We start from the raw sequence: 26589 nt of genomic DNA on the forward strand, positions 1-26589 counted from the left end.
TTATACGAGTGGCGTTATTAAGTCGATGGCATGTACATGCGGATGACTATGCAAAAGAAGCTATGGAAAACACTGACATGCAAATTAAAAAGGTATGGGATGATAGTATAGAACGTGGTAAACAATGGGCAAATGAGTTAGGTGTCTCGTTTGAAGAAAATATCGATAATGTAATGAAAGACGATGATATTGATGCGATTATTGTTACTACCTCTACCAACTTGCACCCAGAAATTATACGGAAAGCATGTCAGTATAAGAAGCATATATATACAGAGAAAGTGCTTGCGTTAACTGTAGAAGAAAGTGAAGAAATATGGAAGGCAAAATTGGAATCCAATGTTCAGTTGATGGTTTCGTTACCTCGACTAACAGAAAAAGAGTTTTTATGTGCGGAAGACGTAGTAGAAAAAGGATTGCTTGGAAAAATAACGATGATTCGGTGCCGATTAGCGCATGATGGTGCAGTAACCCGAGGAGGAGAAAAAATAGGGTGGTTGCCTGATCGGTTTTATGATAAACAACTAGCTGGTGGCGGTGCATTAGTAGATTTAGGTGCGCACCCTATCTATCTCACCAACCGTCTTATGGGAAATCCTACATCAGTATATGCCCATTTGCAATCCCTAAGTGATCAATATGAAGTGGATGATTCTGCAGTTGTGACTGTAGAATACGAGTCAGGAGCGATCGGAATAATCGAGACTAGTTTTTTATCTCATGGCAGTCCATTTCAGTTAGAATTATATGGTACAGAAGGAACATTCTTAGCAGAAGAAGGAAAAGTAAAAATCAAACGTAAGCAACACCAGGACGATGGATGGTTGGAACTAGAAGCACCAAAACAAGTAGCATCGCCAATGAAACAGTGGGTTGATGCTATCCAAACCAATAGTACGCCAACCATTACTAAGGAGGATTTTTTACAATTAACCGTAATCAACCAGGCTGCTGCCTTATCGCATAAACAAAAGAAACGGGTAGAAATTCGTTGATAGTAATACTGAAAAATGAGCATTTTGTTAAACGATGTGTTCATTTTTCTTTTGTATAAGGTACTGAAATAACAAGCCAACTAGAATATAATAATTGTAACGAACTTGAAGTTTGGGGTGTTAATGATGGGACTAATCTTCAATCAAGAGAACTATTCTATTCATTATCAAGATATACATATCCAATTACTTAGGAAAGAGTATGAGCTGTTATTCTTTTTATATCATAGAATGAATAGAGCTTTTACTCGTGTAGAAATTCTTAATAATGTCTGGGAAAATGAATATCCTGTCGATCGAACAGTCGATGATCATATCTTTCGGTTAAGAAAGAAATTAACGCCTCTCAAAGATCTAGTAACGATAAAAACGGTTAGAGGATATGGATATGCATTAAATGTAGAAGAACAGAGTAATGCACAAGCTTTATTAAACAATAAAGAGTTTAATGAACTATCTTTACAACTCATGAAAACATATCAATTGTATGGAAATGGTCCAGCTTTAAAAATATTACAACATAATAATAAGGATTTAGGTATAGAAGAGTCAAAGGAATTTCAACAGCTTTCGTGGTTAACAAGTCGAGACTTACTTATAATTACTAAAGATAAGACCATTCCTTTTAAAGAGAAAAGCTTACTATATTTACATATATATCTTCTATCGTGTGAAAATGTAAAAAAGACGCTAAGTTATTTTTATCGGATAAAACAAAAAGGACTTTTTTCAAGAATAAATAAAGATGAACTATATTATCTAACCCCTATATTACTTTACATACTTGATGGACAAAATAAAAAGGCAATGAATAAAGCAATGAGTCTCAATATATCTTCAAAGCATGGTTTTTATCCTTTTTTACAGCTTTATAAACTTATTCTTTTAATAATAAGTGCTGACAATCAAGGTATTCAAAAATTAATGAACCAACTAGATATATTTTTTTTGAAGTTTCCATTTCAACGGGAGATTTCTCTTTTTCAGGTTTTGCAAGGAGTTATACATATCAATAATGACAACACATTAAAAGGAAGAGAACGTATATATGAAGGTGTGAAAACAGCAAAATATGCCGGATTCCTTCAACATTACTTACTTGTGTTTTACATTGCACTATTCTTTTAAAAGACAAACAAGAACTCTCCGTTACTTCGCAGTTATTAAGTGATTGGGAGAATTTAAGAAAGCAATTTAAACTAGATACAATAAGAAAAGAATTGGAAAAACAGTTTAAGGAAGAGCTCTGATACTCCTCTGATATTTCCCCTCTATAATAGGTACTGACTTACTATAAGGGGGAGAAAATGGGACAGCAAAAATTTTATTTATTAATTCATAACAAAGCGTTCTTAAGATTATTTACATCATACTCGGTATCCATGTTCGGTCGATGGTTGGATATGGTGGCAGTGATGATACTGTTTGGGTATATATGGAACTCCAGTCCACTTGTAATTGCCTTTATACCAATAGCTTATGCGTTACCACATGCACTTTTTAGTCAATTTGCAGGTGTATTAGCGGATCGCTTCAATAAAGTAAAGCTGATGATTTTTTCTGATGTAAGCGTAAGTATACTATCTGTTATTTTATTATTTGTATCTTCTCCAACTTTTGGGTTAATTTTGTTGTTTTTACGTTCAACTTTTACGATTGTTCATTTTCCATCTCAACAATCGCTTGTCAAAGAGATCGTTGAAGAAAAGTATATTGTAAAAGCAATAACATTAAATGGAATGATAAATGAGGTTACTAAATTAATTGGGCCAATTCTAGGAGGTGCACTAGCATCATTTTTCTCTCCTAAAATATGTATTTTAATAAATGCAATAGCTTATTTTATTTCAGCAATTATAGTTTGGAAGCTGCGAGAAAAGGTAGGACAAGAAAAAACGGAATCTGCTAATCAAGAGAAACGGCAAGGACTATGGTTAAATCTTAAAGAAGGGTGGAAATATGTATTTTTAAGTAGAGTTTTATTAATAAGTATTTCTTATTCGATAATAGGATATTTAGCGATCCAAATGACGGATGTACAATTAACTGTTCTATTACGAGAATTCTCTATCGGAAAACCAGAATTACTTGGCTGGGTAATGGCTTCTTCTGGATTCGGTGCGTTAGTTTCCATGATGCTTGTTAACTATACTTTGAAAAGAATTGATTATAGATTTTTACTTGGAGGAAGTTACCTATGTATAGGTATTGGCTATGGAGGAATGGGTTATTTATCAGTTGGAATATCTTCTTTTGTACCAATATTATTAGGATTCATTATAGGACTTGGAGTAGGATTCTATTCTATTGGAATTAACTATATTCTGCAAAAGGAAACGACGAGAGCCAATATTAGTCGAGTATCCGGTATATATAATTCATTAACGAACGCAATTATACTTATTGCACCAATTTTAGGAGGAATTCTAATTGAAGTTTGGAATATACAAATAGTTTTTAAGGTAACAGGTCTTCTTCTTTTAGTCTGCTCTAGTACATTTATAATGATAACTAGAGAACAATGGCATAATAAGAAACGAAAAACTGGTTGATTTAAAAAGAAACATGGTAAAAAATTCTTATTTTATATTGAAATAGAATATTATTATGGTAATATATACTTATTAATTTGAAATAAATGGATGTGGGGTGAGAAAATGGTATTATCAGGAGTGTTAAAAATCGTTGGTTCTGGTTTTGAATTTATTTTAGGGATTCCTGCTTTAGGGGGATCTATAATATTAGCTTTTTATTGGACACCGCTATTATTTATGTTAGTTTATCATATTATTACATTAATTTTTTCAAAGAATGCTAATAAACCGATTTGGGGACCTGTCGTTGGGATAATTGCCAGCACTGTTGGGTTTATTCCAGGACTTGGAATGATGCTACACTGGGCTGCATTTATTTGTCTACTAATCGATGGAATTCTTACATTTGTTAAGTCAAAAAGTAACGTGACCCAAACTGCTGCATAAAAAGCTATTACAATATCATGTTCGAAAAAAATTCCAGACTATGATCGGATTCTAACTGAATTGGATTTGGTCTGGCTTTTTAAATTATAATTACTCCCCTTGAATAATTGAATATTAGATCTGTACTTTAAACCAAATTTCCCCTTAAAATCATTCCGATATTAATAAATTCATGATATTTATAACTAGAATTCAAATTAATTAATTGTATAATTTAGTGAAATTTAAAGATATTATGTAGAATTTTTTGAAATCTTATATCCATAAAGAAGTGTACATGATAATATGAAAGACAATAAATCTGTTTTGGATGTGAATATATGCTACATACAGATCGATTAACGTTTCGCCTTTATCGAGACGAAGATTTTCCTTTTCTGCAATCTTTATTACAGGATCCAGTAGTAGTTCGTTTTATTGGAGACGGCGGCGTAAAAGACGATAAAGCTTCTAACGCTTTTCTCCAACGGATCTATGATACATATAAAAAAGGGAATGGTTTTGGCCTACAAGTTCTTATAAACAAACAAAATGAACGGATTGGACATGCGGGGCTCGTTCCACAAACTGTAGAGGGGAAGAGTGAGGTCGAGATAGGATATTGGATTGCTAAAAAGCATTGGGGAAAAGGATATGCTACGGAAGCAGCACAAGCATTGTTCGCATTTGCACGGCAAAACATAGAAGCTGATCGTGTCATTTCATTAATACAACGTGAGAATATTGCATCTCGAAAAGTCGCAAAGAAACTAATGATGAATGTAGAAAAAGAAATTATCCTAAAAGATAAGCAAGTATGCGTGTATTCGGTTCAATTATAATCCTTTTTACTAAGATTAGACGATAAAAGGACGGTGCAATGAAGATGAATATCAATTATCATTTTTGGAATTTAGTAGTTATCGTTGATTCGCATAATAATATTTTATTATTGGAGAGGAATAAGGGAGATTTCGATGGATATGTTCCACCAAGTTTCCAGAGACATTCGAAGAATCTGCAAAGCGGGAAGTTTATGAGGAGACGGGATTAAAGCTAGACCAATTGGAGCTAGTAAGTATATCTGGGTATATAAACGAACAAAAACGTGAGCAGTTTGTTTACTTGGATTATTTTTCGAATGACTTTACTGGTGTGAGTTAATGGAAGCTGGGACGGAAGGTAGATGTCTATGGCATCCCATTAATCGCTTGGATGAAATATTGATTCACCCAGATATAAGAGTTCGTCTTCAACATATACTGGCGAAGGATTCTTTTGAATATCAGATCTATTGGGATGAAAGAAAAAATAAACCTTCCGAACGTAGGCTAACTGTTTATCAACGTCAATAAGAAACGAAGGAATGAAAATCTAAAAGGATTCATTCCTTTTTTAGTGTGGAAAAAGATGTGCGATTTTGACATTGTTATTATGTAATTTTGGTAAAAAGAGTGACCTACTATGGCTTTCTTCTTTTAGGATAATGCTGAATCATAATAAATAATAATCCTAGACTAAATAAAAATGTAAAAAAGAGAAAAGAATCATTGACCTGCCAAACAAATGAGATTATCGTGAATAATAAAAACGGGACTGTAACAGTACAAGCACTCATTTTCCAGAGTAATCCATAAGTTAATTTGCGTTTCATAAGATGAGTGATACCTTTTCCTATATATGCAATGATCGAAATAGCAATAAATACAAATACGGTCATAATTAAATAATAAAACATAAAGAAATAGATAAACTGAAATATGATATTCATATCTGTGCCAATTCCAGTAGAATGATTCAATCGATTTATCCATTCTGGTATCGATACAATCGCTAACATGATAATTAAATATATTACGATCATATCCATTGCAATTCGGTTTAATTGAAACATGGCTTTTTTTTGCGGTAATTTTATACTGTGTTTTAATATTTCGAGGAAAATCATACGAGCCATCCTTATAACAAAAGTCTATTTATTCTATTATAATCGATGAATGCTCAAAAAAGGCAATAAAAAATAGAAATTATTAGCAGGTTTGTGACAAATCTTGTCAATAATTGTAGAGAATATTGGATGAGACATTTATTTCCTGGGAAATACTTTGATAACAAGATTCGACAAGCCTTCAAGAGAAAATCATGTTATCATTATATAATATGCCATTTAAACATAACACTATAGTTAGAACGAGGTGCATGAAATGAATCAAACCAAACAAATAAAAGATGGAGCATTGATGCTATTTATATTTACAATCATATTAGCCTCTTTCTTATTCTTACCTATTATATCAATATTTTTATTACCAATACCTTTTGTTCTATTTACAAGAAAATATGGACTGAAGTCAGGATTTATGATGTTGGCATTGGCGTTATTGATATCCTTGCTTATCATGACAGTTATCGCAATACCATTGGTTGTGATGATGGGTCTTGGCGGAATAATGATTGGAAATGCAATGTATAAAGGTGTTACTCCTTATGATACGTTAGCTAGAGGAATTTTTGGTTTTATCATGGGAATTTTGTTTACATTCGGATTCACACAAATGTTCTTAGATGTAAATTTAGTGAATCAATTTGAAACGGTCGTAGAAGATTCTGTTGAAACAAGTACTGCATTTATCGAAGAAATGGGTCTTGCAGAACAATCGGAACAAATTCAGGAAGTTGCAGAAACACAAATACAAATGATGACAGAGTTACTTCCATCCTTCTTAGTAGCTGCTGCAGCCATTCTTGCATTGATTGTCCAATGGATAAGCTATAAATTTATCAACCGGAAAACGAAACAGAAGCTTCGTTTTCCACCAATACGTGATATAAGGTTTCCTAGTTCGATTATTTGGATATACTTTTTAGCGTTTATTGTATCTTTCTTTAACCAGGATCCAGGTACCACATTGTACGTCGGTTTACAAAACCTATTTTTTATTGTTGGAATGCTATTAGCAATACAAGGGATTTCTTTTATCTTCTTCTATGCACATGCAAAAAAGATGTCAAAAGCTATTCCAGTTTTAATTGTTATTCTTACGTTTGTATTCCCACAATTTCTTCTTTATTTCATCCGAATCTTAGGTATAATTGATGTAGGATTTAACTTAAGAGATCGTTTGGAGAAGAAGTAAACCAACAGACACTTGGTGGTTTTGAAGGAGCTGAAAGCTATGCCAGATTTACACAATAAGCCAGCACTAAGCAAACATGTATGGGTTGTATATGGAGTATCCGTTATTTTGCTTGTGGCACTCTGGTATTTCCAATGGATAATCGGTCTTATAATGACCATCGTTTTGGCTGCTTCTTTTTATTATAGTATTCGAACCGAACAAATTCTTCTGGATGAAGCAGAAGAATATATATCAACGATTTCTCATCGAGTAAAAAAAGTAGGTGAGGAAGCGTTATTGGAAATGCCTTTTGGAATTGTACTATTCAATGATGAATTTCAAGTTGAATGGTCCAATCCTTATATGAATCAATTTAGTGAAGACAGAGAAACGCTTGTAGGAGAATCCTTGCATCTGTTATCAGAGGATCTCATTCCGATGATTAAGGAAAATAAAGAAGAAGTATGGATTGAACTAGCAGGATATATGTTTTTAACCGTAATTAAAAAAGAGGAAAAGCTCCTTTATTTTATGGATCGTACGGATCAGGAAGCATTGAAACAACGATATCATAATGAACAGACAGTACTTGCAATTATTTTCTTAGATAATTATGAAGAAATCACACAAAACATGGATGATACAGCAAAAAGTCAATTAAACTCGCAAGTAACAACCATTTTAAATAACTGGTCCAGTCATTATGGCCTATACTTAAAACGAACTTCTCAAGAACGTTTTCTAGCGGTAGGCACAAAGAAAATATTACAACAGTTGGAAAAAGTTAAGTTTGATATATTGGATGAAGTCCGAGAAATGGAAGGTGTCGAAAATAACCCTGTCACATTAAGTGTGGGAATAGGCGTTGGTAACATGACATTACCTGAACTTGGAGAAGTTGCTCAATCGAGTTTAGATTTAGCATTGGGTCGAGGCGGAGATCAAGTAGCCATAAAAGATGAACAAGGGAAAGTACGTTTTTATGGTGGTAAAACGAACCCAATGGAAAAAAGAACCCGAGTTCGTGCGCGAGTCATCTCCCATGCTTTAAAAGAACTTGTGAAAGCAAGTGATAATGTAATGATTATGGGACATAAATCTCCTGATATGGATTCGATTGGAGCGGCAATCGGTGTCATGAACATTGCCAAGACGAATGGAATTCCTGGATATATTGTTTTTGATGAAGATGATATGGAAACAAGTGTCAATCGGATGATAGAAACCATTCGCTCTGATGAAAGTCTATGGGAAAACTTTATTGACCTTGAAGAAGCAGAAGAAAGAATGACACAACGAAGTCTGCTTGTGATTGTAGATACGCATAAACCAAGTATGGTCGGTTTCGAAAGTTTATTAAATAAAACCGAGTATAAAATTGTGATAGATCATCATCGTAGAGCAGAAGAATTTATTGATAATCCGACATTAGTATATATGGAACCATATGCATCATCGACAGCGGAGTTAGTAACAGAACTTCTTGAATATCAGCCAAAAGGAACAAAACTGAAGATGCTAGAAGCAACAGCGTTACTTGCTGGTATTATTGTTGATACGAAGAGCTTCACGTTACGGACAGGGTCGAGAACATTTGATGCGGCATCCTATTTACGAGCACAGGGTGCGGACACAGTCTTAGTACAACGGTTCTTAAAAGAAGACTTAGAATTATATATTGAGAGAAGCCAAATTATCGAGCGTTCTGAAATAATTCACGGACATATTGCAATTGCGAAGGCTCCAAAGGGAAAATCATATAGTCCTGTATTAATTGCACAAACGGCAGATACATTACTAACCATGACGGGAATAAGCGCATCATTTGTTATTTCTGAACGGTTTGATGGTAAAATAGGAATAAGTGCAAGGTCACTTGGTGATGTCAATGTACAGGTAATTATGGAAAAAATGAATGGTGGCGGTCATTTAACGAATGCTGCTACGCAAATAAAAGATTCAACAATTGAAGCAACAGCAGCAGATTTAATCGAGATTATAGATGAATATGAAGAGGGGAGAGCATCAGAATGAAAGTAATCTTCTTAAAAGATGTTAAAGGAAAAGCAAAAAAAGGCGACGTGAAAAATGTGCCAGATGGTTATGCACGTAACTACTTGTTAAAAAATAACTTAGCGGAAGAAGCAACATCTGGAAACATGAAAGCTTTAGAAGCAAAAAAACAAAAAGCGGACCAACTAGAGCAGCAGGAAAAAGAAGATGCAATCAATTTAAAAGATAAGCTCGCTGAGATTGCAGTGGAATTAGAAGCGAAATCAGGGGATAATGGACGTCTGTTTGGGTCTATTACTAGTAAACAAATATCAGAAGCATTGAAAAAACAATTTGGTCATAAAATTGATAAACGAAAAATTGAATTGGATGAACCGATTCGTTCATTAGGATATACAACCATACCAGTTAAACTTCACCCAGAGGTTTCAGGATCCATTAAAGTTCATGTATCAGAGAAATAAATAAGATGAAGAGAAAAAAGAAATCGGCATGCTAGGCGCCGATTTCTTCGCTATCTTTAGAAAAATAATCATGGTGAAGTGTGTGTATTTGTCCGAAATAATCTTTGTTTATATACTAGACGTAATGGACATGAGCACTATATAAATCTCATTATTTAGGTTTTGTTAATTGTTAATAGGAGGAGAATGCGATGAGTGCATCGTGGAATGACCGTACGCCACCACATAATATCGAAGCAGAGCAATCGGTGCTAGGTGCGATTTTTTTAGAGCCACAAGCCTACGTAACTGCATCGGAGACATTGATTGCCGAGGACTTTTACCGAGCTAGTCATCAACGAATATTTGCTGCAATGATGAGCTTATCCGATAAAGGTGAACCTATCGATGTTGTGACAGTGACAACATTTTTGAATGATCGGAAGCAATTGGAAGAGGCAGGCGGTGTTACGTATTTAACACAGGTAGCAGAAAGTGTTCCTACAGCTGCAAATATAGAATACTATAGTAAAATAGTTGAAGAGAAGTCTACGTTACGCAGTTTAATCCGTAAAGCAACGGATATTGTCACCTCTTCATTTGAAAAAGAAGATGAAATTGAAGATGTGTTAAATGATGCAGAAAAAAGTATTTTGGAAGTGTCTGGGAGAAAGAATTCTGGTGCTTTTAAAAATATCAAAGATGTTTTGATTGATGTATACGATAATATTGAACAATTGCACCAACAACATGGAGATGTTACAGGAGTGCCGACGGGATTCATGGATTTAGATCGAATTACTTCAGGATTCCAACGCAATGACCTTATTATTATCGCTGCCCGACCTTCTGTTGGTAAGACAGCATTTGCATTGAACGTTGCACAAAATGTAGCGGTAAAAACAGATCAAAATGTAGCCATCTTTAGTTTAGAGATGGGAGCAGACCAACTCGTTCAACGTATGCTATGTGCTGAAGGAAATATCGATGCACAGCGGTTGCGTAATGGTCAGTTACAAGCAGATGATTGGGGTAAGCTAACTATGGCAATGGGTTCATTATCCAATGCCGGAATTTATATTGATGATACGCCAGGAGTACGCGTTAACGAGATTCGCTCTAAATGTCGTCGTCTTAAACAAGAGCATGGACTTGGCATGATCTTAATCGATTATTTGCAATTGATTCAAGGAAGTGGAAGTTCAAAAGAGAATCGACAACAAGAAGTATCTGAAATTTCACGTGCATTAAAATCATTAGCAAGAGAATTAGAAGTTCCGTTAATTGCTTTATCTCAGTTATCTCGTGGTGTAGAATCACGACAAGATAAACGACCAATGATGTCCGATATTCGTGAGTCTGGAAGTATTGAGCAGGATGCTGATATTGTTGGATTCCTTTATCGTGATGATTATTATGATAAAGAAACAGAAAAACAAAATATAATAGAAATTATTATTGCAAAACAACGTAATGGTCCTACGGGAACGGTAGAACTAGCCTTTGTAAAAGAATATAATAAATTCGTTGATTTGGACCATCGTTATCAGGAAGGAGACATCCCTCCGGCGATGTAAGTATCAATGCAATTTGAACTATGATCCGAGTGAGATTTGTTAGTTTCGGAGCATAGTTCTTTTTTGTATTTACTGTATAATTTTATGTTTGAAAAGAAGTTATGTGTGAATTATAGCAAACGAAAATGGAAAAAATAGGAGGAAAATTAATTTCGTCAGGGAATAAGATAGAAAAGGGACTACCACTTATCTTAGAGGGAGGAATATAGTGATGAACAAATTAAAAGAAAATCTAAACAAAATAAAAGAAAATCTGAAAAATAGTAAACTTATTTGGAGCAATCCATTTGTATTTGCAGAGGAGCGAAATGTAGAGAAGTTGGAGAATCTAGCAAAAGAAGGTTGGCTAGTTAAGAAAATATGGTTAGGGGGTCTTGTTTACATATTAGAAGAGGTGGAGCCGAAATCCATTCGATATTATTTCGATTCCCACCCAAATCCAACGGAAAGATATTATCAAGTATTCTACAAGGATGGATGGAAGTTAGTCGATACCACAAATAGTTTGCATTTGTTTTTTGCTCCTGCCGGTGTAGTACAGCTAGAAAGAAATCCAAGAGAATTACAAATACGATTTCGTAATGAAAGTTTTTATTTTAGAAAATATAGTGTGAGTATCTTTATTGCATTATTTTTGGTATTCCTCGGATGGGTATTTATTGAATGGAATATAGTAAGAAATCTACTTATGGGTGTACTTTGTATTCTAATTATCGGATTTTCGGTGACTTTTACCCCGTACGCCATCTATAAATGGCGAATTCAAAAATTACGAAATAGTGAAAGAAATTAATAGAATATAACAAAATTACAATTAGATAACAAAATCAGGTTTCGTATTTCAAATGAAGGGAAGTATATAAGAGGATATGGACGATATAATATGGATGTCTTCATTAAGTTAAATACAGATTTAATTTTAATACAATAGTGTGAAAGACGAGCTTTTATTGTATTTGTTAGAGAATTATATTTTGTATATAATAGCGAAAGTGCGTTCATAAAGGGGCGGTTTAACGATACCGAAACGAATAATAAATGAGTCCAAAAGATTCATTTATTTTTATTTATTACACATCTGATCGTTTAGTAATATGCAAATCTACCCATAAAAAATAAAGAAATAGAGGTGAAATAATGCCAGTAGTTGAAACAAAAAACCTATCTAAAATTTTTGGAAAAAACGCAAAGCAGTCTATAAAAATGCTTGATCAAGGTTTAACGAAAGAAGAGATTCTTAAGAAAACTGGCAATACGGTTGGTGTAAACCGTGCGAGCTTCTCTGTAGAAGAGGGAGAAATATTTGTGATTATGGGACTTTCCGGGAGTGGTAAGTCCACATTGGTTCGCTTATTGAATCGTTTAATCGAACCAAGTGAAGGTTCTATCCTTATCGAAGGGCAAGACCTAGCAAAAATGGATAAGAAAGAACTTCGTCAAGTTCGTCGTGAAAAATTAGGAATGGTTTTCCAGCAGTTTGCATTGTTCCCGCATCGAACAATCTTGCAAAATGCAGAATTTGGCTTAGAAGTACAAAAAATAGATAAAGAGGAACGACATAAACGTGCGGAAGAGGCATTGAGATTAGTAGGATTAGGGGACTATATTCATCAAAAGCCAGGTCAATTATCTGGTGGTATGCAGCAACGTGTTGGCTTGGCGCGTGCACTTGCTAACGACCCGAAAGTACTTCTTATGGACGAAGCGTTCTCTGCGCTTGACCCTTTAATTCGTAAAGAAATGCAAGACGAATTAATTGATTTACAATCATCTATGAAGAAGACGATAATCTTTATCACGCATGATTTGGATGAAGCATTACGCTTAGGAGATCGAATTGCATTAATGAAAGATGGTGCAATTGTTCAAATTGGTTCTCCAGAAGAAATTTTGATGAATCCTGCGAATGATTATGTAGAAAAATTCGTTGAAGATGTAGACCGTTCTAAGATTTTAACTGCACATCATATTATGAAACGCCCAGAAACGATAAATTTAGAGAAGCATGGTCCGCGTGCGGCCCTTGAAAGAATGCGAAAAGAAGGTATTTCAAGCATTCTTGTTGTAGACGGAAAACGCCGTCTACAAGGATATGTAACTGCAGATGATGCATCAGCAGCAAGAAAACAGGAAAGCAATACTATCGAAGACATTCTAAAAACAGATATCTTAAAAGTAAGTCCAGATACTGCTATGCAGGAAATTTTCTCAATGATCTATGATTCACCTGTTCCATTAGCAGTGGTAAGTGAGGATAATCGTTTAGAAGGTATTATCGTTCGTGGCGCTGTGCTTGCCGCTCTTGCTGGAGATGGAGAGGTGAATACAGATGAGTAATGAAAGCATGCTTGATGTTGTACCACAAATTCCATTAGCACAATGGACAGAGAGTGCAACAGAATGGATTCAGGAGACATTTGCATTTGTCTTTGAACCATTGAAGACATATTTTGGTGATTTTATGGATTATGTATCTGGAGAATTACTTGTAGAAATTCCACCAGTACTATTTATCCTAATTGTTGCTGTAATAGCATTTTTTGTATCAGGTAAGAAATTTGGTTTAGCAGCATTTTCGATTGTTGGGCTTTGGTTCGTATACAATCAAGGTTTATGGGATGCGCTAATGTCCACTGTTACACTTGTATTATTAGCAAGCTTACTATCGGTTATTATAGGTGTTCCGATTGGAATACTCATGTCGAAAAGTAAGATTGCCAATACCATATTTACACCAATTCTAGACTTTATGCAGACGATGCCGGCATTCGTATATTTAATTCCTGCTGTTGCATTCTTCGGTATTGGAATGGTGCCAGGTGTGTTTGCGTCACTTATTTTTGCAACACCACCTACCGTTCGTTTTACGAATCTAGGTATTCGTCAAGTATCGAAGGATCTTGTAGAAGCATCTGAATCATTTGGTAGTACGGGAGCCCAGAAATTATTTAAGGTCGAGTTACCGATGGCGAAATCGACAATTATGGCGGGAATTAATCAGACAGTAATGTTAGCACTATCCATGGTTGTAATTGCATCTATGATCGGTGCACCCGGTTTAGGAAGTCAGGTACTTTCTTCTCTACAACGTGCATCTGTAGGACCTGGTTTCGTAGCAGGTATTGGAATTGTTATTCTAGCGATTATTATTGATCGTATTACACAAAATATGAACAAAGATAAAGAATAACCTTGTGGGTCATCTCTCTTTATGTATTTCATGAGGAGAGTTTATATAACTAATCTATACTAAAAAAGGAGCGATTTTATGGCTACATGGAACTTAAAACGTGCGGGTCTAATTTCAGGACTAGCATTATCGTTATTTGCTGCAGGTTGCGGAAGTGACGATAGTGGAAATGGTGAAGGAGATTCAGCTGGAGAAGATAAGGAAATTGAATTAGCATATGTAGAGTGGGATACGGAAGTAGCATCTACACATGTGATAGGTAAAGTATTAGAAGACTTAGGTTATGATGTAAAATTAACTCCACTTGATAATGCAATTATGTGGGAAGCTGTAGCAAATGGAGAAGCTGACGGCATGGTAGCAGCATGGTTGCCAAATACGCATGCTGAGCAATATGAAGCTTATGGCGAACAAGTTGAGAGTCTTGGTGTAAACTTAGAAGGAGCAAAAATTGGTTTAGTTGTTCCGGAATATATGGATGTTAATTCCATTGAAGACCTTTCTGATGAAGCTGGGCAAACGATTACTGGTATTGAGCCAGGTGCAGGTGTTGTTGCCGCATCGGAAGAAGCTGTAGAAACTTACGATAATCTAGATGGTTGGACTGTTCAAACGTCTTCTAGTGGTGCCATGGCTACTGAGCTAGGTAGTGCAATTAACAATGAAGAAGACATTGTTGTAACAGGGTGGTCTCCACATTGGAAATTCCAAGCATACGACTTAAAATATCTTGAAGATCCAGAAGGTGTATTTGGTGACGCTGAAACGATTGAAACGATGGTTCGTGAAGGTCTAGAAGAAGATATGCCAGAAGCATACACAGTACTCGATAACTTCCAGTGGGATACTGCTGCTATGGAAGAAGTAATGCTTGAAATCAGTGAGGGTGCTGATCCGAAGCAAGCAGCTGCTGATTGGGTAGAAGCTAACCAAGATAAAGTTGACGAATGGACAAAAGATGTAGAGCAATAAAATAAATTTTGGTCTTGAACCAGTTAAAAGGTTTCTATTATCAATATGGTAATAGAAACCTTTTTTATTGTGAAATATATAGCATGTTCCGTACATTAATTAAATAAAACGTGTAAATGTTCGTATTTTGCATTGACGATTTAGATTTGTATTGATAAAATGACTAGTGGTTAGAATAAAAGACAAATAATTTACCATAGTGAAGTTACCTTCGTAAAGACCGCCTCAAGACATAAAATAAGAATGAAGCGTGGATCAATTACGGAAGTTATGTAGCTGTGAAAAGTAAGTATATTATAATAAATTCATTATGGAGGTGCACTATGTCCTCAGTAGTTGTTGTAGGTACCCAATGGGGAGATGAAGGGAAAGGTAAGATTACAGATTTTCTTTCACAGAATGCAGAAGTAGTTGCAAGATATCAAGGTGGTAATAATGCTGGACATACAATTAAATTTGATGACGTGACGTACAAATTACATTTGATTCCATCGGGTATTTTCTTTGATGATAAGATTTGTGTATTAGGTAATGGAATGGTAATTGATCCGAGAGCGTTTGTTGAAGAGGTTGCGTATCTTCATGAACGTAATGTATCTACCGATAATCTTCGTATAAGCAATCGTGCACATGTTATTCTTCCATATCATTTGAAACTAGATATTCTTCAAGAAGAAGAAAAAGGTGCAAATAAAATCGGAACAACGAAAAAAGGAATCGGCCCTGCGTATATGGATAAAGCGGCACGTGTTGGTATTCGTGTAGCAGATTTAATGGATAAAGATGCTTTCCGTGAAAAGTTGGAACAGAATTTAAGAGAAAAGAATCGTCTATTTGAAAAAGTATATGAAGCAGACCCTATTCAAGTAGAAGATATTTTAGAAGAATATTATGAGTATGGACAGAAGATGGCACCTTACGTAACCGATACTTCTGTTGTATTAAATGATGCAATTGATGAAGGTAAACGAGTGTTATTTGAAGGTGCACAAGGCGTTATGCTAGATATAGACCAGGGAACGTATCCGTTTGTTACTTCCTCCAATCCAATTGCAGGTGGAGTAACAATTGGATCTGGGGTAGGACCTACGAAAATAAATCATGTAGTTGGTGTATCAAAAGCATATACTACCCGTGTAGGTGATGGACCTTTCCCAACAGAACTTCACGATGAAATCGGCAATCAAATTCGTGAAGTAGGACGTGAATATGGTACTACTACAGGTCGTGCTCGTCGCGTTGGTTGGTTTGATAGTGTTGTTGTTCGACATGCTCGTCGAGTGAGTGGGATAACTGACTTATCTTTAAACTCTATTGACGTATTAACAGGTATTGAAACATTGAAAATTTGTGTTGCCTATCGTTATAAAGGGGAAATCATGAAAGAATTCCCAGCAAGTTTAAAAGTACTTGCAGAATGTGAACCAGTTTATGAAGAAATGCCAGGTTGGGAAGAAGATATTACCGGAGCGAAAAGTTTAGATGATTTACCAGAGAATGCACGTCACTATTTAGAGAGAGTATCGCAATTAACAGAGATTCCTTTATCTATATTCTCTGTTGGACCTGATCGTTCTCAAACAAATGTTGTACGTAGTGTGTATCGCCCATAATTTAATAAACAAAAATTGTATATATTAAATAAAAAAGAAGCAATTGCCAATCCAGTAGTATTGGTTATTGCTTCTTTTTGATTTGTTAAAATCACTATAAGTTCTTCATGCTGTTGATAATCTAAATAGTTATAGTACTATTATATTTTTACTAAAAGTTTCTTTTTTCGGATGAACATCAATGATACACCAGTGATAATGAAAAGAGAACCAATCAATAGTAGTGTATATATATTGGTAGCTGTGTCTGGTAAAGTACCACTTTTACCGTTATCATCGGAAGAACCAGCACCACTATTTGTTCCATCAGAACCTTGATTATTATTATCATTGGTATTATCTGTACCCGATCCATTATCTATATTATCTATATTATCATCTGATCCATTATCTGAACCATTATTTGTTCCATCGTTATCGCTTCCATTATCATTGTTGTTACCTGGATTTGCGCCGTCATCGCCAGGATCTTGGTCACCAGGATCTGTAGTACCGTCATCATCTGTACCTGGCTCAATTGGATCTTCTGGATCAATCGGATCATCATCGTATTGGCCTAATTCAAAAGGCACTCGTAATGTTTCGACAATAGTATCTCCGTCACGGAATAGTGTGACCGTTATTTCAATCTCTCTTAATTGATCGATGGATAGGTTTGTTACCCCGATTGCGGTGAAGTATCCTTTATAACCGCTGGTACCTGAAAGGTCATTTATATTAACTATTGCCGTGTTACCGTTCCAGTTAACATCTACACCAATTCCTCCGACGTATTCAGGTTCAAGAATTTCGATTCCATCAGGTACTTCGAATTTAATCTCAACCCCTTCAACGTCATCTAAATTAAGATTTCTTATATCATAATTAAAGCGGAAACCAACTTCATTTCCTGTAGTGCCTGGATAATCAGAAATGATTTCACCTACAGCATTGAAATGCCACTCCAGATCCATATTTGAAAAATCAACATTGATTTGACCTTCAAATGCACCTATTACATCATAAGAACTATCGTAAACACGGAAAGCTGTAATTGTATCGGATACCACTACCGCATCTGATACACCAATAACTGGTATCTTGTAGGTAATATTTTCTTGTGCACCTTTACTTAGGTTAGGTAGTTTTAGAATAACCTCTCTTTTTTCATCTCGGTCTATTATTGTCATGTTGTCAGGTGTATTTTCATCATCGATTATCATCACGTCTTCTGGTAATTTAAACCCAACATAAATATCGTTTAGTTCTTCATATCCTGCATTTTCCACATCAACAGTCACATTAAGAAAATGATACGTATTCTCTCTATCATATTCCGTATCACCATGAATGGAGCCTTTTAAATCAATGGAAGGTGTCTCTTCCATTACAGAGAAGTCGATGTCTCTTTGGCCATTTAGTTGTCCAATTTCAGTATAATTATTCGCTTCTACATCAATATCTAGTAGATACGTGTTATAATGTGGATCATTATCATTATCAACTCCGGTTAGAGGAATATCTAAATAAACGCGTTCGCTACTGGAGGGTCCGATGTCCGGCATTTTAACAGCTAGTCCAGTTTTACCGGCTATAAATATACCCACGACTCCATTTGGAAGTTCTCCGTTAGGGACACTAACACCATCTGGCAAGGTGAAGGCTAACCACTTATTATTAATTTCTTGATTTGTATGATAGTTAGTTATACTGGCCTGCAAATCTAGAACGTAACGTCCTTTATTAATATCATACGTAATATCGCCATTTGCTGAACCAAATACATCATTTAAATTTAATTCTTCTTCTTGCGTTTCAACGATTTCTTCTGTTTCTTCTGAATCATCTTGAGCTAATACAGAAGATGTTTCTTCTTCAATTTCTGATTCTGTTTCTGGCTCAGATTCATCCGTTTCTGATCTCTCAACGTTTGCTGAGTCAGTTTCTACTTCCTCCGTATTTACTTCTTGCTCAGATTTTTCGGAAGTAGATTCTACTACTTCTTTTGGAGTAGAAGTAGAATCTTCCTCTAGGTCTGATGATTCTGTGCTTTCTGGATTATCAGATCCAGTATTATCGGAAATACCTTCTGTTTTGGTAGTTTCTTCTTTAGATGTACTATTTCCAGTTGTTGTTGCCTCAATGTTATCTTCATCGGTAGTGGTCTTGTTATCTTGACCTAAATCCACATTTGTTTCTGCAAAAGCAGCGACAGGATAAAATGTGAGTAATAGAACAAGACCAAATGTTGATAACTTTTTCAGCATAAAAACACTCCTTTCTACTAAATATAATATTTGTCCGCAAACTACTTTAAATTTAAAATAATGTATAAATTCAAACTATTTTGTCGAACTATATTTAGTTTAGTAAACTAAATTAACTAAGTCAATAGATATGGAGTAGTTGTATTTTCCTATTTCTCAAGTATTAAAAACGTAGTCATTTTAGTAGAGAAGATTGCTTTACTTAATCACTATTTTATCTTGGTATAGTAAATACTGACCGATACGTTGCGATATGATATGTTATACTACCCTATGTATTGTTACACGTGAAACATTTTTGATAATCAGCATAGGTGAGTAAATAATGTAAAATATGAATGAAATTTGTAATGCCTTACAGGTTATCATTGTGTTTTAAGAACTTATGAAATGTATTTTCGTGTTAATTGCAAATAGTTATTCAGTGTACAAGACATTAATGTCATTTTGCGTTAAAATAGAAGAAAAGTTTGTGTAACTTTTGGATGAAAAGGATGTGGCTAAAATGAGTCAAAAAATACTAGTAGTAGATGATGAGCAGCCAATTGCAGATATATTACAATTTAACTTAGAAAAAGAAGGCTACCAAGTTGTCGTAGCAAATGATGGAGATACAGCGATAGAATTAGCAGAGAGTGAAAAACCGAACCTAATTCTTTTAGATATTATGCTTCCGGGGAAAGACGGAAATGAAGTATTAAGAGAAGTAAGGAAAACACAAAATATACCTGTAATCATGCTTACAGCAAAAGATGCCGAAATCGATAAAGTCTTAGGACTGGAGCTTGGTGCAGATGACTATGTAACAAAGCCATTTAGTAATCGAGAGCTTATTGCGCGTGTCAAGGCGAATTTACGTCGTGAACAAGTACCAGATGAAACGGTGAAAACAACGAAAGATATCGTTATTGGTGATCTTATCGTACACCCTGATGCGTATGTTGTATCGCGAAAAGGAGAGGAAATTGAACTTACACATCGTGAGTTTGAGCTTCTACACTATCTGGCGCGTCATATAGGACAAGTGATGACAAGAGAGCATTTATTAGAAACCGTATGGGGATATGATTATTTCGGTGATGTACGTACAGTAGATGTTACCGTTCGTCGTCTTCGTGAAAAAATTGAAGAGAACCCAAGTAATCCTTTATGGATTGTAACCCGAAGAGGTGTGGGCTATTATTTACGTAATCCTGAGCAGGAGTAGTTGTATATGAATAAAGTAGGATTCTTTCGATCGATACAGTTAAAATTTATAATTATTTATATTTTACTCTTGATTATAGCTGTGCAAGTGATAGGATCCTTCTTTACGGATCGCTTAAATGATGAATTAACAAGAAATTTCAAGACATCTGTTAGCGAACGTGTAGAAATGCTTAGTCATAATTTAGAGCAAGCTTTTGCACGAGATCGATCTGAGGAAAGTGGGACAGTAGAGTCATTAGAAGAAGAGATTCGACGGATTATTAATGATATTAATAGAGGAAATGCTTCAACCACCATCAATGTTGTTGATAATCAGAGTAGAGTTAGAGGTACCAATGTATTGGATGACCAAAATCAAATCGGTCAAAAATTAAACAATTCAATGGTTCGAGATGCTCTACTTTTTAACTCTACGGATGATGATATATTCCATGAAAAAGAAACCGATAGCAGGGTCTATGTATATGTAAAGCCAATAATGGGCGAGGACGGAATGGCTGTCGGGGCAATCTTTTATAAGTCTTCCTTAGAAGAAGTGTATGGCCAAATCGAGGAGATAAATAATATATTCCTTCAAGGTTCCATTCTTGCTATTACAATTTCGGCTATTATTGGGATATTGGTAGCACGTACAATCACAAGACCAATTATGGAGATGCGTGAACAAGCTTTAATCATGGCAAACGGAGATTTTACACAGAAGGTAAATGTATATGGAAAAGATGAAATCGGGCAACTAGCAGAGACGTTTAATGATCTCAATAGTAGGCTGAAGCATTCTTATGCGACCATTGAAGAAGAACGGCGAAAGCTCAGCTCGATACTTGCCAATATGTCGGATGGTGTCATAGCAACAGATAACGATGGCTCGGTCACATTAATGAATGATGCGGCGGCTAAATTAATAGGAGAAAATCCAGAAGATTTAATAGGAGATTCCATTATTGATGTCTTACACTTAGAAGGAAGTGAAATTGATCTAAGTGAATTACATAGTAATGGTTCCATGATTATTGACTTTAGTAATGAGGACACACCATTCCTTATTCGTGCCAATTTCACAACCGTGGTCGATGAAGAAGAAGAGGTTACAGGATTTATTACCGTTATTAGTGATGTTACCGAACAACAGAAAATGGAACAAGAACGTCGTGATTTTGTTTCCAACGTATCACATGAGCTTAGAACACCTTTAACCACAATGAAGAGTTACTTAGAAGCATTGTCGGATGGTGCTTGGGAAAACAAAGAAATTGCACCGCGCTTTTTAGATGTGACCCAAAAAGAAACTAATCGTATGATCCGTATGGTTAATGATTTACTACAACTGTCTAAGATGGATTCAGATGAACTTCCAATGCATAAACAACGTGAAGAGTTTACAAGTTATCTATACCAAGTATTAGATCGCTATGATATGAATATGCCAGAATCCATTCATATGGAAAAAATAATTCCAAATACGAAAGCGTATGTTTGGATGGATCGGGATAAAATTACACAGGTCTTGGATAATGTCATCACCAATGCAATGAAGTATTCTCCAGATGGAGGAAAAATTAGAGTTAAGTTAGATATTAGACGCCATTATTTATTAATAAGTGTACAAGACCAAGGAATGGGGATTGCTTACGATAAATTAGATAAAATATTTGAAAGGTTTTATCGCGTGGATAAAGCAAGAAACCGAAAACTTGGAGGTACTGGTTTAGGGCTAGCAATTACCAAAGAATTGGTTGAAGCACATCATGGTCAAATATGGGCTCAAAGTAGTGAAGGTAAAGGAACTACAATTTTATTCACATTACCACTGATGAGCTCGAAGCGGGGGGATGTCAGATGAAACTAGAGACAGCTAAATCATTACTTTTAGTCGTGTTGATTGGGACAAGTATGATTCTGACATTTGGTATGTGGAATTATCAAGCTGACTATGATCCTTTGAATGAACGATCTGTAGAAGCAGCCTTGCGTGGTGTAGAAAAGTCAGTAGATGAAATCATCATGCCATCTGATATCATTTTTAAACAAGAGGGAAATTATTATACGCATGCGAACCCTAATTTAAAGGAACAATTCTATGACCGTTTGCAGGAATTTCGCATTACTGAAATGGAAAGATTACCAGTAGAAGAAGAAAGAACATCATCTAACTATGAGATTGAAGTTATCTTTCCACAAGAAGTACCATTCTTATTATTTGATCGTATTTTACAATTTGAAGATGAAACAGCACCATTTCCTACATTTTCAATTGATCGATTTTATATTACCTTCGATCCAAATTCGAAGTCTTTAAATTTGGAGTTTATTTCCGTTGATGGACGTGAAAAGGTGGAGGCAGAGGTAACGAGTACTTCGAGATATCAAGAGGTTTGGGATGAGATGAACAGGTTACAATCGGAAGACTATCAAGCAATGACGTTAATAGAAAGTACAGAAACGAATATTTATATTCCAAGAGAAGTACCAGCGATGCATCCATTATCGATCTTCTTTGAGCAGATGGACAAATCCGTACTTCAAGAAATGTTATTTGAAAACACTTCTGGAATAAGAGGATCTGCGACGCCGGGGAATGGCTACTTATATGCGACGGATGTGCGACAATTGACGATTGAACGCAATGTAATGGAATATATATATTTAGAACAAACGGAATCAATGCCAGACTTGAATTTAATTGAAAATAGTATACAGAATATAAATGGCCATTCTGGTTTCACCGAGGACTTCCGATTAATGAATATTGATAATGATGATACCATAACGTATCAAATGTATTATGAGGGATACCCAGTATTTCAAGGTTCCTCATCAGATATCTCAACGATAAAACAAACGCATAGTAATCAACACTTATTAGAGTACAAACGTCCGGCTATTTATCTCGACACGACAGATATAATTACAAAAACAAAAAAAGAAATGCGTAGCGGCGAAGAGCTATTAGAAGATTTGGCGATTATTCCAAAAATTGATATGGATGCCATTAACGATCTGAAAGTTGGCTACAAAATTCAAGTGGAAACAGATGATAATGGGGACTATGTATCAATGGAACCAGAATGGTTTATGAAAGTTAATAATAGTTGGTCGGCCGTACCGTATAATCAGCCTGGTGATGCGGCTAGAGGAGGGGATTGAGGATGCAATGGTCTCATATAAAAACACTTTTTATTCTCAGTTTCCTTGTCCTAAATATTTATTTGCTTTTTCAATTTGTTCAACGTCAAGACCAATATGATTTACCATCTTTAAGTAGCGATGATCCGACGTTAGATGAAGAATTGGAATCAGAAAACATTCAAATTGATGATGCTATTCTTAATAGAGAAGTTCCTGATTTAAGCTATTTATCCGTGGCTCAGCGTTTATTTAAATCAAGTGAAGTAGAAGAACTAAATAGTATAGATGGAGTAGAAGCGACTATGAGCTTAGATAAGACACTTCTCTTTGCACAATTTGAAGAGCCTATTGAGATGCCAGAAGAAGGTGCGGAAAGAGAAATGCTTCAAAGTATTGTTGCACCTTATGTCATACAGGCTGGTCAGTATACCTATGGTACATGGAATAAAGATTTAAATATTATTGCTTTCTTTCAAACAAAAGAAGGTGCACCATTATTTCTTAATCAGCAAGCAATATTACTCTTATATTTAAATGATGACAACGAAATCACACATTATACGCAAACCATGCTTGGAGATCATGAGAAACAAGGGGATAGATCGATTGTGTCTCCCAAAACGGCTATTGGCTATTTGTTACGGAGCAATAATAGTAGTTACCTGAGGCAAGATCAGGAAGTGAGTGAAATTGATATAGGATATTACTCTCGTATTGATCCTGAAGATGGTGGAGAAATTGTCTTTGCCCCCACTTGGAAAGTGACCATTGAGGACACGGTTGATTATTTTGTTAATGGTTTTGAAGGAATTATTTATCCAGGGGACTATACGAAATTTTTTACGGATACCATTAATGAAAATATTTTAGTGCAAGCAAGACGATTAGATGAGGAAAACGAAATTAGAGAAAACATCATACAACTGATGGAAGGAAAGCTGGAAGAAATCGGGAGTGAAGATGAATGACCCTACGTTTTAGTGTACTAGCCTCAGGCAGTACTGGGAACGCATTTTATATAGAAACAGAACAACAAAAGATGCTGGTGGATGCAGGATTAAGTGGCAAAAAAATAGATGAGTTGTTTCAAAGCATTCAGGTAGATCCGAAACAATTAGATGGTATTCTTGTGACGCACGAGCATAGTGATCATATTAAGGGATTAGGAATTGTAGCACGTAAATACCAACTACCAATCTATGCAAATGAAAAAACGTGGCATGCGATGGATCAATCGATAGGTAAAATTCCACTTGATCAGAAATTTACCTTTGATATGGAATCTGTTCGCAGTTTCGGAGATTTGGAGGTGGAGTCGTTCGGTGTATCCCATGATGCTTCGGAGCCGATGTTTTATACATTCCGTCATGATGGGAAAAAAGTAGCGCTCGTTACGGATTTAGGTTATGTATCGGAGCGAATTAAGAAAACGGTGGAAGATGCCGATGCATATATATTTGAAGCAAACCATGATGTAGGTATGCTTCGTATGGGACCGTATCCGTGGAGTGTCAAAAGACGAATTCTCGGAGATTCGGGTCACGTATCGAATGAGGATTGTGGTCTTGCACTTACCGATATCATATCAAATCGTACGAAGCGGATTTATTTAGCTCATTTAAGTTTGGATAATAATATGAAAGATCTTGCTCATATGTCGGTTAAACAAGTGCTGGATGAACGAGGAATTCAGGTGGAATTGCATCATACAGACCCAAGACTGGCAACGCCTTTATACGAAGTTGGTTAAGGTAGTGAATTCGGATTTAAAAGGTTTATGTTTTACGATCTTTAGGGAATACTTAGGTATAGAAACCGATAAGGAGATCGATATATGGGATATTATGACCAATCTTATAAAAAAAAGAAACGAAAAAGTACCTGGTTTATTCCATTATTAACAGGTATTGTACTCGGTGGGATAGTGATATTAGTTATTGTCCCTGACCTCTTTTTGAATCACGAAGATGGTCGAGATACTAATCAAGCGACCTCTACAGAAGAAAATAATCCAGATTTAGAGCCTTCACCGAATGTTCAACCTTTACAAGTAGATGTATCCACACAATTGACCGATGTAGTTAGCGAAGTCACTCCCGCAGTGGTTGGTATTACAAATTTTCAACAAGGAAATGATTTTTGGTCACAAGAAGATGGTGTCGAAGCTGGTACCGGTTCAGGTGTTATCTACAAACTGGAGGGGGATACTGCTTACGTCGTTACTAATCATCATGTTATTGAGGGAGCGGACACTGTTGAAGTGGTTATGCATGATGAAACACATATTGAAGCAGAGATTATCGGAAGCGACATATTTACAGATTTAGCGGTGTTAAGAATGGATGGATTGGAAGTAGATGCAGTGATTGAAATGGGAACCTCATCAACGATAAAAGTTGGTGAGCCAGCAATTGCTATTGGAAATCCTCTCGGGTTATATCTTTCTAGTACAGTAACACAAGGTGTAATAAGTGGGAAGGAACGTACTATTCCAATGGATTTTGATATGGATGGGCGTGCAGATTGGCAAGCAGAAGTCATCCAAACTGATGCTGCAATTAACCCTGGTAATAGTGGCGGAGCACTTATAAATATTAATGGGCAATTAATCGGGATTAACTCGATGAAGATTAATGAAGATGCTGTGGAAGGTATTGGTTTTGCCATTCCTATTGATAGCGCACTTCCTGTAATTGAAGAGCTTGAAACAACAGGTGAAGTAACCCGTCCATATTTAGGAGTAGAAATTTATTCCTTAGAGGAACTCCCGCAATATGAATGGAGAAACTCATTAAATCTACCACGCGAAGTTACTGGTGGAGTATATGTATGGACAGTGGAACGATTATCTCCTGCAGATAAAGCAGGCTTACAAGAATTAGATGTCATCGTTGAAATGGATGGAGAGCCAATTCATAATATGATTGATTTGAGAAAGATATTATATCAAGAAAAAGAAATTGGCGATGAAGTCGAACTGACATTTTATCGAGATGGTCGTCAAATGAATGCGACTATAACATTGGGAAGTCAATAAGGGATAGCGTGAAACTTAATTAAAGTAAAATAGGCGCTTTCTGTGAGCACTGACTAAAGCTATGGAAAAATCATTTTTCCAAGTAA

Annotated in this window: 24 protein-coding genes; 22 read left to right on the forward strand and 2 right to left on the reverse strand. The window is 35.6% G+C overall.

Translation table 11 applies throughout. From position 1 onward, the window contains the following. Window positions 1-8 precede the first annotated feature (8 nt). From ABC346_RS04110 to ABC346_RS04140, 7 genes are all read left to right on the forward strand, one after another. Window positions 9-995 (forward strand): Gfo/Idh/MocA family protein, encoded by a 987-nt coding sequence (locus ABC346_RS04110; protein ID WP_413233654.1) that lies wholly within the window; start codon window positions 9-11, stop codon window positions 993-995. Between the two features lie 126 nt (window positions 996-1121). Continuing rightward, a complete protein-coding gene (locus tag ABC346_RS04115) occupies window positions 1122-2123 on the forward strand; it encodes a winged helix-turn-helix domain-containing protein (protein ID WP_413233655.1) in 1002 nt (333 codons plus the stop codon). Between the two features lie 179 nt (window positions 2124-2302). Further along, complete coding sequence (locus ABC346_RS04120) at window positions 2303-3547, forward strand: MFS transporter (protein ID WP_413233656.1); 1245 nt, start codon at window positions 2303-2305, stop codon at window positions 3545-3547. Window positions 3548-3652: 105 nt separating this feature from the next. Continuing rightward, window positions 3653-3976, forward strand: coding sequence for a hypothetical protein (locus ABC346_RS04125; protein WP_413233657.1), 324 nt, complete (start codon window positions 3653-3655; stop codon window positions 3974-3976). Between the two features lie 320 nt (window positions 3977-4296). Beyond that, on the forward strand, window positions 4297-4797 hold the full coding sequence (locus ABC346_RS04130; RefSeq protein ID WP_413233658.1) for a GNAT family N-acetyltransferase: 501 nt from the start codon (window positions 4297-4299) through the stop codon (window positions 4795-4797). 139 nt (window positions 4798-4936) lie between these two features. Further along, on the forward strand, window positions 4937-5119 hold the full coding sequence (locus tag ABC346_RS04135; protein ID WP_413236507.1) for an NUDIX domain-containing protein: 183 nt from the start codon (window positions 4937-4939) through the stop codon (window positions 5117-5119). Then, on the forward strand, window positions 5119-5310 hold the full coding sequence (locus ABC346_RS04140) for an NUDIX hydrolase (protein WP_413233659.1): 192 nt from the start codon (window positions 5119-5121) through the stop codon (window positions 5308-5310). Before ABC346_RS04135 ends, ABC346_RS04140 begins: the two co-directional genes overlap by 1 nt. Before the next feature lie 107 nt (window positions 5311-5417). On the opposite strand, the gene ABC346_RS04145 is transcribed toward ABC346_RS04140, so the two are convergent. After that, entirely contained in the window at window positions 5418-5903 is a 486-nt protein-coding gene (locus ABC346_RS04145; RefSeq protein WP_413233660.1) for a DUF1189 family protein, read from the reverse strand. Window positions 5904-6159: 256 nt separating this feature from the next. Here ABC346_RS04145 and ABC346_RS04150 point away from each other — a divergent pair, with 256 nt between their 5' ends. The 9 genes from ABC346_RS04150 (at window position 6160) to ABC346_RS04190 (ending at window position 16882) form a co-directional block, all read left to right on the forward strand. Further along, complete coding sequence (locus ABC346_RS04150) at window positions 6160-7092, forward strand: YybS family protein (RefSeq protein WP_413233661.1); 933 nt, start codon at window positions 6160-6162, stop codon at window positions 7090-7092. Between the two features lie 39 nt (window positions 7093-7131). Further along, window positions 7132-9108 carry a DHH family phosphoesterase gene (locus ABC346_RS04155; protein ID WP_413233662.1) on the forward strand — a complete coding sequence of 659 codons (1977 nt, stop codon included), beginning with the start codon at window positions 7132-7134 and terminating at the stop codon, window positions 9106-9108. Continuing rightward, window positions 9105-9551, forward strand: coding sequence for a 50S ribosomal protein L9 (gene rplI / locus ABC346_RS04160; protein WP_413233663.1), 447 nt, complete (start codon window positions 9105-9107; stop codon window positions 9549-9551). Before ABC346_RS04155 ends, rplI begins: the two co-directional genes overlap by 4 nt. 191 nt (window positions 9552-9742) lie before the next feature. Beyond that, entirely contained in the window at window positions 9743-11107 is a 1365-nt protein-coding gene (gene dnaB / locus ABC346_RS04165) for a replicative DNA helicase (RefSeq protein ID WP_413233664.1), read from the forward strand. A 211-nt stretch (window positions 11108-11318) separates the two neighbouring features. Continuing rightward, the gene (locus tag ABC346_RS04170) at window positions 11319-11900 is read left to right on the forward strand and encodes a DUF2812 domain-containing protein (protein ID WP_413233665.1); all 582 of its coding nucleotides are present in this window, start codon (window positions 11319-11321) and stop codon (window positions 11898-11900) included. Between the two features lie 344 nt (window positions 11901-12244). Then, window positions 12245-13444 carry a quaternary amine ABC transporter ATP-binding protein gene (locus ABC346_RS04175; protein WP_413233666.1) on the forward strand — a complete coding sequence of 400 codons (1200 nt, stop codon included), beginning with the start codon at window positions 12245-12247 and terminating at the stop codon, window positions 13442-13444. After that, window positions 13437-14297 carry an ABC transporter permease gene (locus ABC346_RS04180; RefSeq protein ID WP_413233667.1) on the forward strand — a complete coding sequence of 287 codons (861 nt, stop codon included), beginning with the start codon at window positions 13437-13439 and terminating at the stop codon, window positions 14295-14297. Before ABC346_RS04175 ends, ABC346_RS04180 begins: the two co-directional genes overlap by 8 nt. Window positions 14298-14375: 78 nt before the next feature. Continuing rightward, on the forward strand, window positions 14376-15269 hold the full coding sequence (locus ABC346_RS04185) for a glycine betaine ABC transporter substrate-binding protein (RefSeq protein WP_413233668.1): 894 nt from the start codon (window positions 14376-14378) through the stop codon (window positions 15267-15269). A gap of 323 nt (window positions 15270-15592) precedes the next feature. Beyond that, window positions 15593-16882: an adenylosuccinate synthase gene (locus tag ABC346_RS04190; protein ID WP_413233669.1), complete on the forward strand. Its 1290-nt coding sequence runs from the start codon at window positions 15593-15595 to the stop codon at window positions 16880-16882. A gap of 140 nt (window positions 16883-17022) precedes the next feature. Here the strand turns inward: ABC346_RS04190 and ABC346_RS04195 are convergent, their stop codons facing one another. After that, entirely contained in the window at window positions 17023-19128 is a 2106-nt protein-coding gene (locus tag ABC346_RS04195; protein ID WP_413233670.1) for an LPXTG cell wall anchor domain-containing protein, read from the reverse strand. A gap of 505 nt (window positions 19129-19633) precedes the next feature. On the opposite strand from ABC346_RS04195, the gene yycF reads away from it, so the two are divergent. From yycF to ABC346_RS04225, 6 genes are all read left to right on the forward strand, one after another. Then, the gene (gene yycF / locus ABC346_RS04200) at window positions 19634-20335 is read left to right on the forward strand and encodes a response regulator YycF (protein WP_011067850.1); all 702 of its coding nucleotides are present in this window, start codon (window positions 19634-19636) and stop codon (window positions 20333-20335) included. Window positions 20336-20341: 6 nt separating this feature from the next. Continuing rightward, complete coding sequence (gene walK, locus ABC346_RS04205; RefSeq protein ID WP_413233671.1) at window positions 20342-22180, forward strand: cell wall metabolism sensor histidine kinase WalK; 1839 nt, start codon at window positions 20342-20344, stop codon at window positions 22178-22180. Then, a complete protein-coding gene (yycH, locus tag ABC346_RS04210) occupies window positions 22177-23484 on the forward strand; it encodes a two-component system activity regulator YycH (RefSeq protein WP_413233672.1) in 1308 nt (435 codons plus the stop codon). The genes walK and yycH overlap by 4 nt, the downstream gene beginning before the upstream one ends. Window positions 23485-23486: 2 nt before the next feature. Then, window positions 23487-24434 carry a two-component system regulatory protein YycI gene (locus ABC346_RS04215; protein WP_413233673.1) on the forward strand — a complete coding sequence of 316 codons (948 nt, stop codon included), beginning with the start codon at window positions 23487-23489 and terminating at the stop codon, window positions 24432-24434. Continuing rightward, complete coding sequence (locus tag ABC346_RS04220; RefSeq protein WP_413233674.1) at window positions 24431-25216, forward strand: MBL fold metallo-hydrolase; 786 nt, start codon at window positions 24431-24433, stop codon at window positions 25214-25216. The genes ABC346_RS04215 and ABC346_RS04220 overlap by 4 nt, the downstream gene beginning before the upstream one ends. Before the next feature lie 84 nt (window positions 25217-25300). Next, entirely contained in the window at window positions 25301-26503 is a 1203-nt protein-coding gene (locus ABC346_RS04225) for a S1C family serine protease (protein WP_413233675.1), read from the forward strand. Window positions 26504-26589: the final 86 nt, after the last annotated feature.

This window comes from Oceanobacillus phoenicis (genome assembly GCF_047238145.1).
GTDB lineage: Bacteria > Bacillota > Bacilli > Bacillales > Amphibacillaceae > Oceanobacillus.

Excerpts from the sequence above, each read along its gene's own strand:
- ABC346_RS04150 (WP_413233661.1), top strand. The coding sequence starts at position 6,160 with ATGAATCAAACCAAACAAATAAAAGATGGAGCATTGATGCTATTTATA.
- ABC346_RS04195 (WP_413233670.1), bottom strand. The coding sequence starts at position 19,128 with ATGCTGAAAAAGTTATCAACATTTGGTCTTGTTCTATTACTCACATTT.
- yycF (WP_011067850.1), top strand. The coding sequence starts at position 19,634 with ATGAGTCAAAAAATACTAGTAGTAGATGATGAGCAGCCAATTGCAGAT.
- ABC346_RS04180 (WP_413233667.1), top strand. The coding sequence starts at position 13,437 with ATGAGTAATGAAAGCATGCTTGATGTTGTACCACAAATTCCATTAGCA.
- rplI (WP_413233663.1), top strand. The coding sequence starts at position 9,105 with ATGAAAGTAATCTTCTTAAAAGATGTTAAAGGAAAAGCAAAAAAAGGC.
- ABC346_RS04115 (WP_413233655.1), top strand. The coding sequence starts at position 1,122 with ATGGGACTAATCTTCAATCAAGAGAACTATTCTATTCATTATCAAGAT.
- walK (WP_413233671.1), top strand. The coding sequence starts at position 20,342 with ATGAATAAAGTAGGATTCTTTCGATCGATACAGTTAAAATTTATAATT.
- ABC346_RS04170 (WP_413233665.1), top strand. The coding sequence starts at position 11,319 with ATGAACAAATTAAAAGAAAATCTAAACAAAATAAAAGAAAATCTGAAA.
- yycH (WP_413233672.1), top strand. The coding sequence starts at position 22,177 with ATGAAACTAGAGACAGCTAAATCATTACTTTTAGTCGTGTTGATTGGG.
- ABC346_RS04185 (WP_413233668.1), top strand. The coding sequence starts at position 14,376 with ATGGCTACATGGAACTTAAAACGTGCGGGTCTAATTTCAGGACTAGCA.
- dnaB (WP_413233664.1), top strand. The coding sequence starts at position 9,743 with ATGAGTGCATCGTGGAATGACCGTACGCCACCACATAATATCGAAGCA.
- ABC346_RS04125 (WP_413233657.1), top strand. The coding sequence starts at position 3,653 with ATGGTATTATCAGGAGTGTTAAAAATCGTTGGTTCTGGTTTTGAATTT.
- ABC346_RS04175 (WP_413233666.1), top strand. The coding sequence starts at position 12,245 with ATGCCAGTAGTTGAAACAAAAAACCTATCTAAAATTTTTGGAAAAAAC.
- ABC346_RS04220 (WP_413233674.1), top strand. The coding sequence starts at position 24,431 with ATGACCCTACGTTTTAGTGTACTAGCCTCAGGCAGTACTGGGAACGCA.
- ABC346_RS04145 (WP_413233660.1), bottom strand. The coding sequence starts at position 5,903 with ATGATTTTCCTCGAAATATTAAAACACAGTATAAAATTACCGCAAAAA.
- ABC346_RS04190 (WP_413233669.1), top strand. The coding sequence starts at position 15,593 with ATGTCCTCAGTAGTTGTTGTAGGTACCCAATGGGGAGATGAAGGGAAA.
- ABC346_RS04155 (WP_413233662.1), top strand. The coding sequence starts at position 7,132 with ATGCCAGATTTACACAATAAGCCAGCACTAAGCAAACATGTATGGGTT.
- ABC346_RS04140 (WP_413233659.1), top strand. The coding sequence starts at position 5,119 with ATGGAAGCTGGGACGGAAGGTAGATGTCTATGGCATCCCATTAATCGC.
- ABC346_RS04120 (WP_413233656.1), top strand. The coding sequence starts at position 2,303 with ATGGGACAGCAAAAATTTTATTTATTAATTCATAACAAAGCGTTCTTA.
- ABC346_RS04215 (WP_413233673.1), top strand. The coding sequence starts at position 23,487 with ATGCAATGGTCTCATATAAAAACACTTTTTATTCTCAGTTTCCTTGTC.
- ABC346_RS04225 (WP_413233675.1), top strand. The coding sequence starts at position 25,301 with ATGGGATATTATGACCAATCTTATAAAAAAAAGAAACGAAAAAGTACC.
- ABC346_RS04130 (WP_413233658.1), top strand. The coding sequence starts at position 4,297 with ATGCTACATACAGATCGATTAACGTTTCGCCTTTATCGAGACGAAGAT.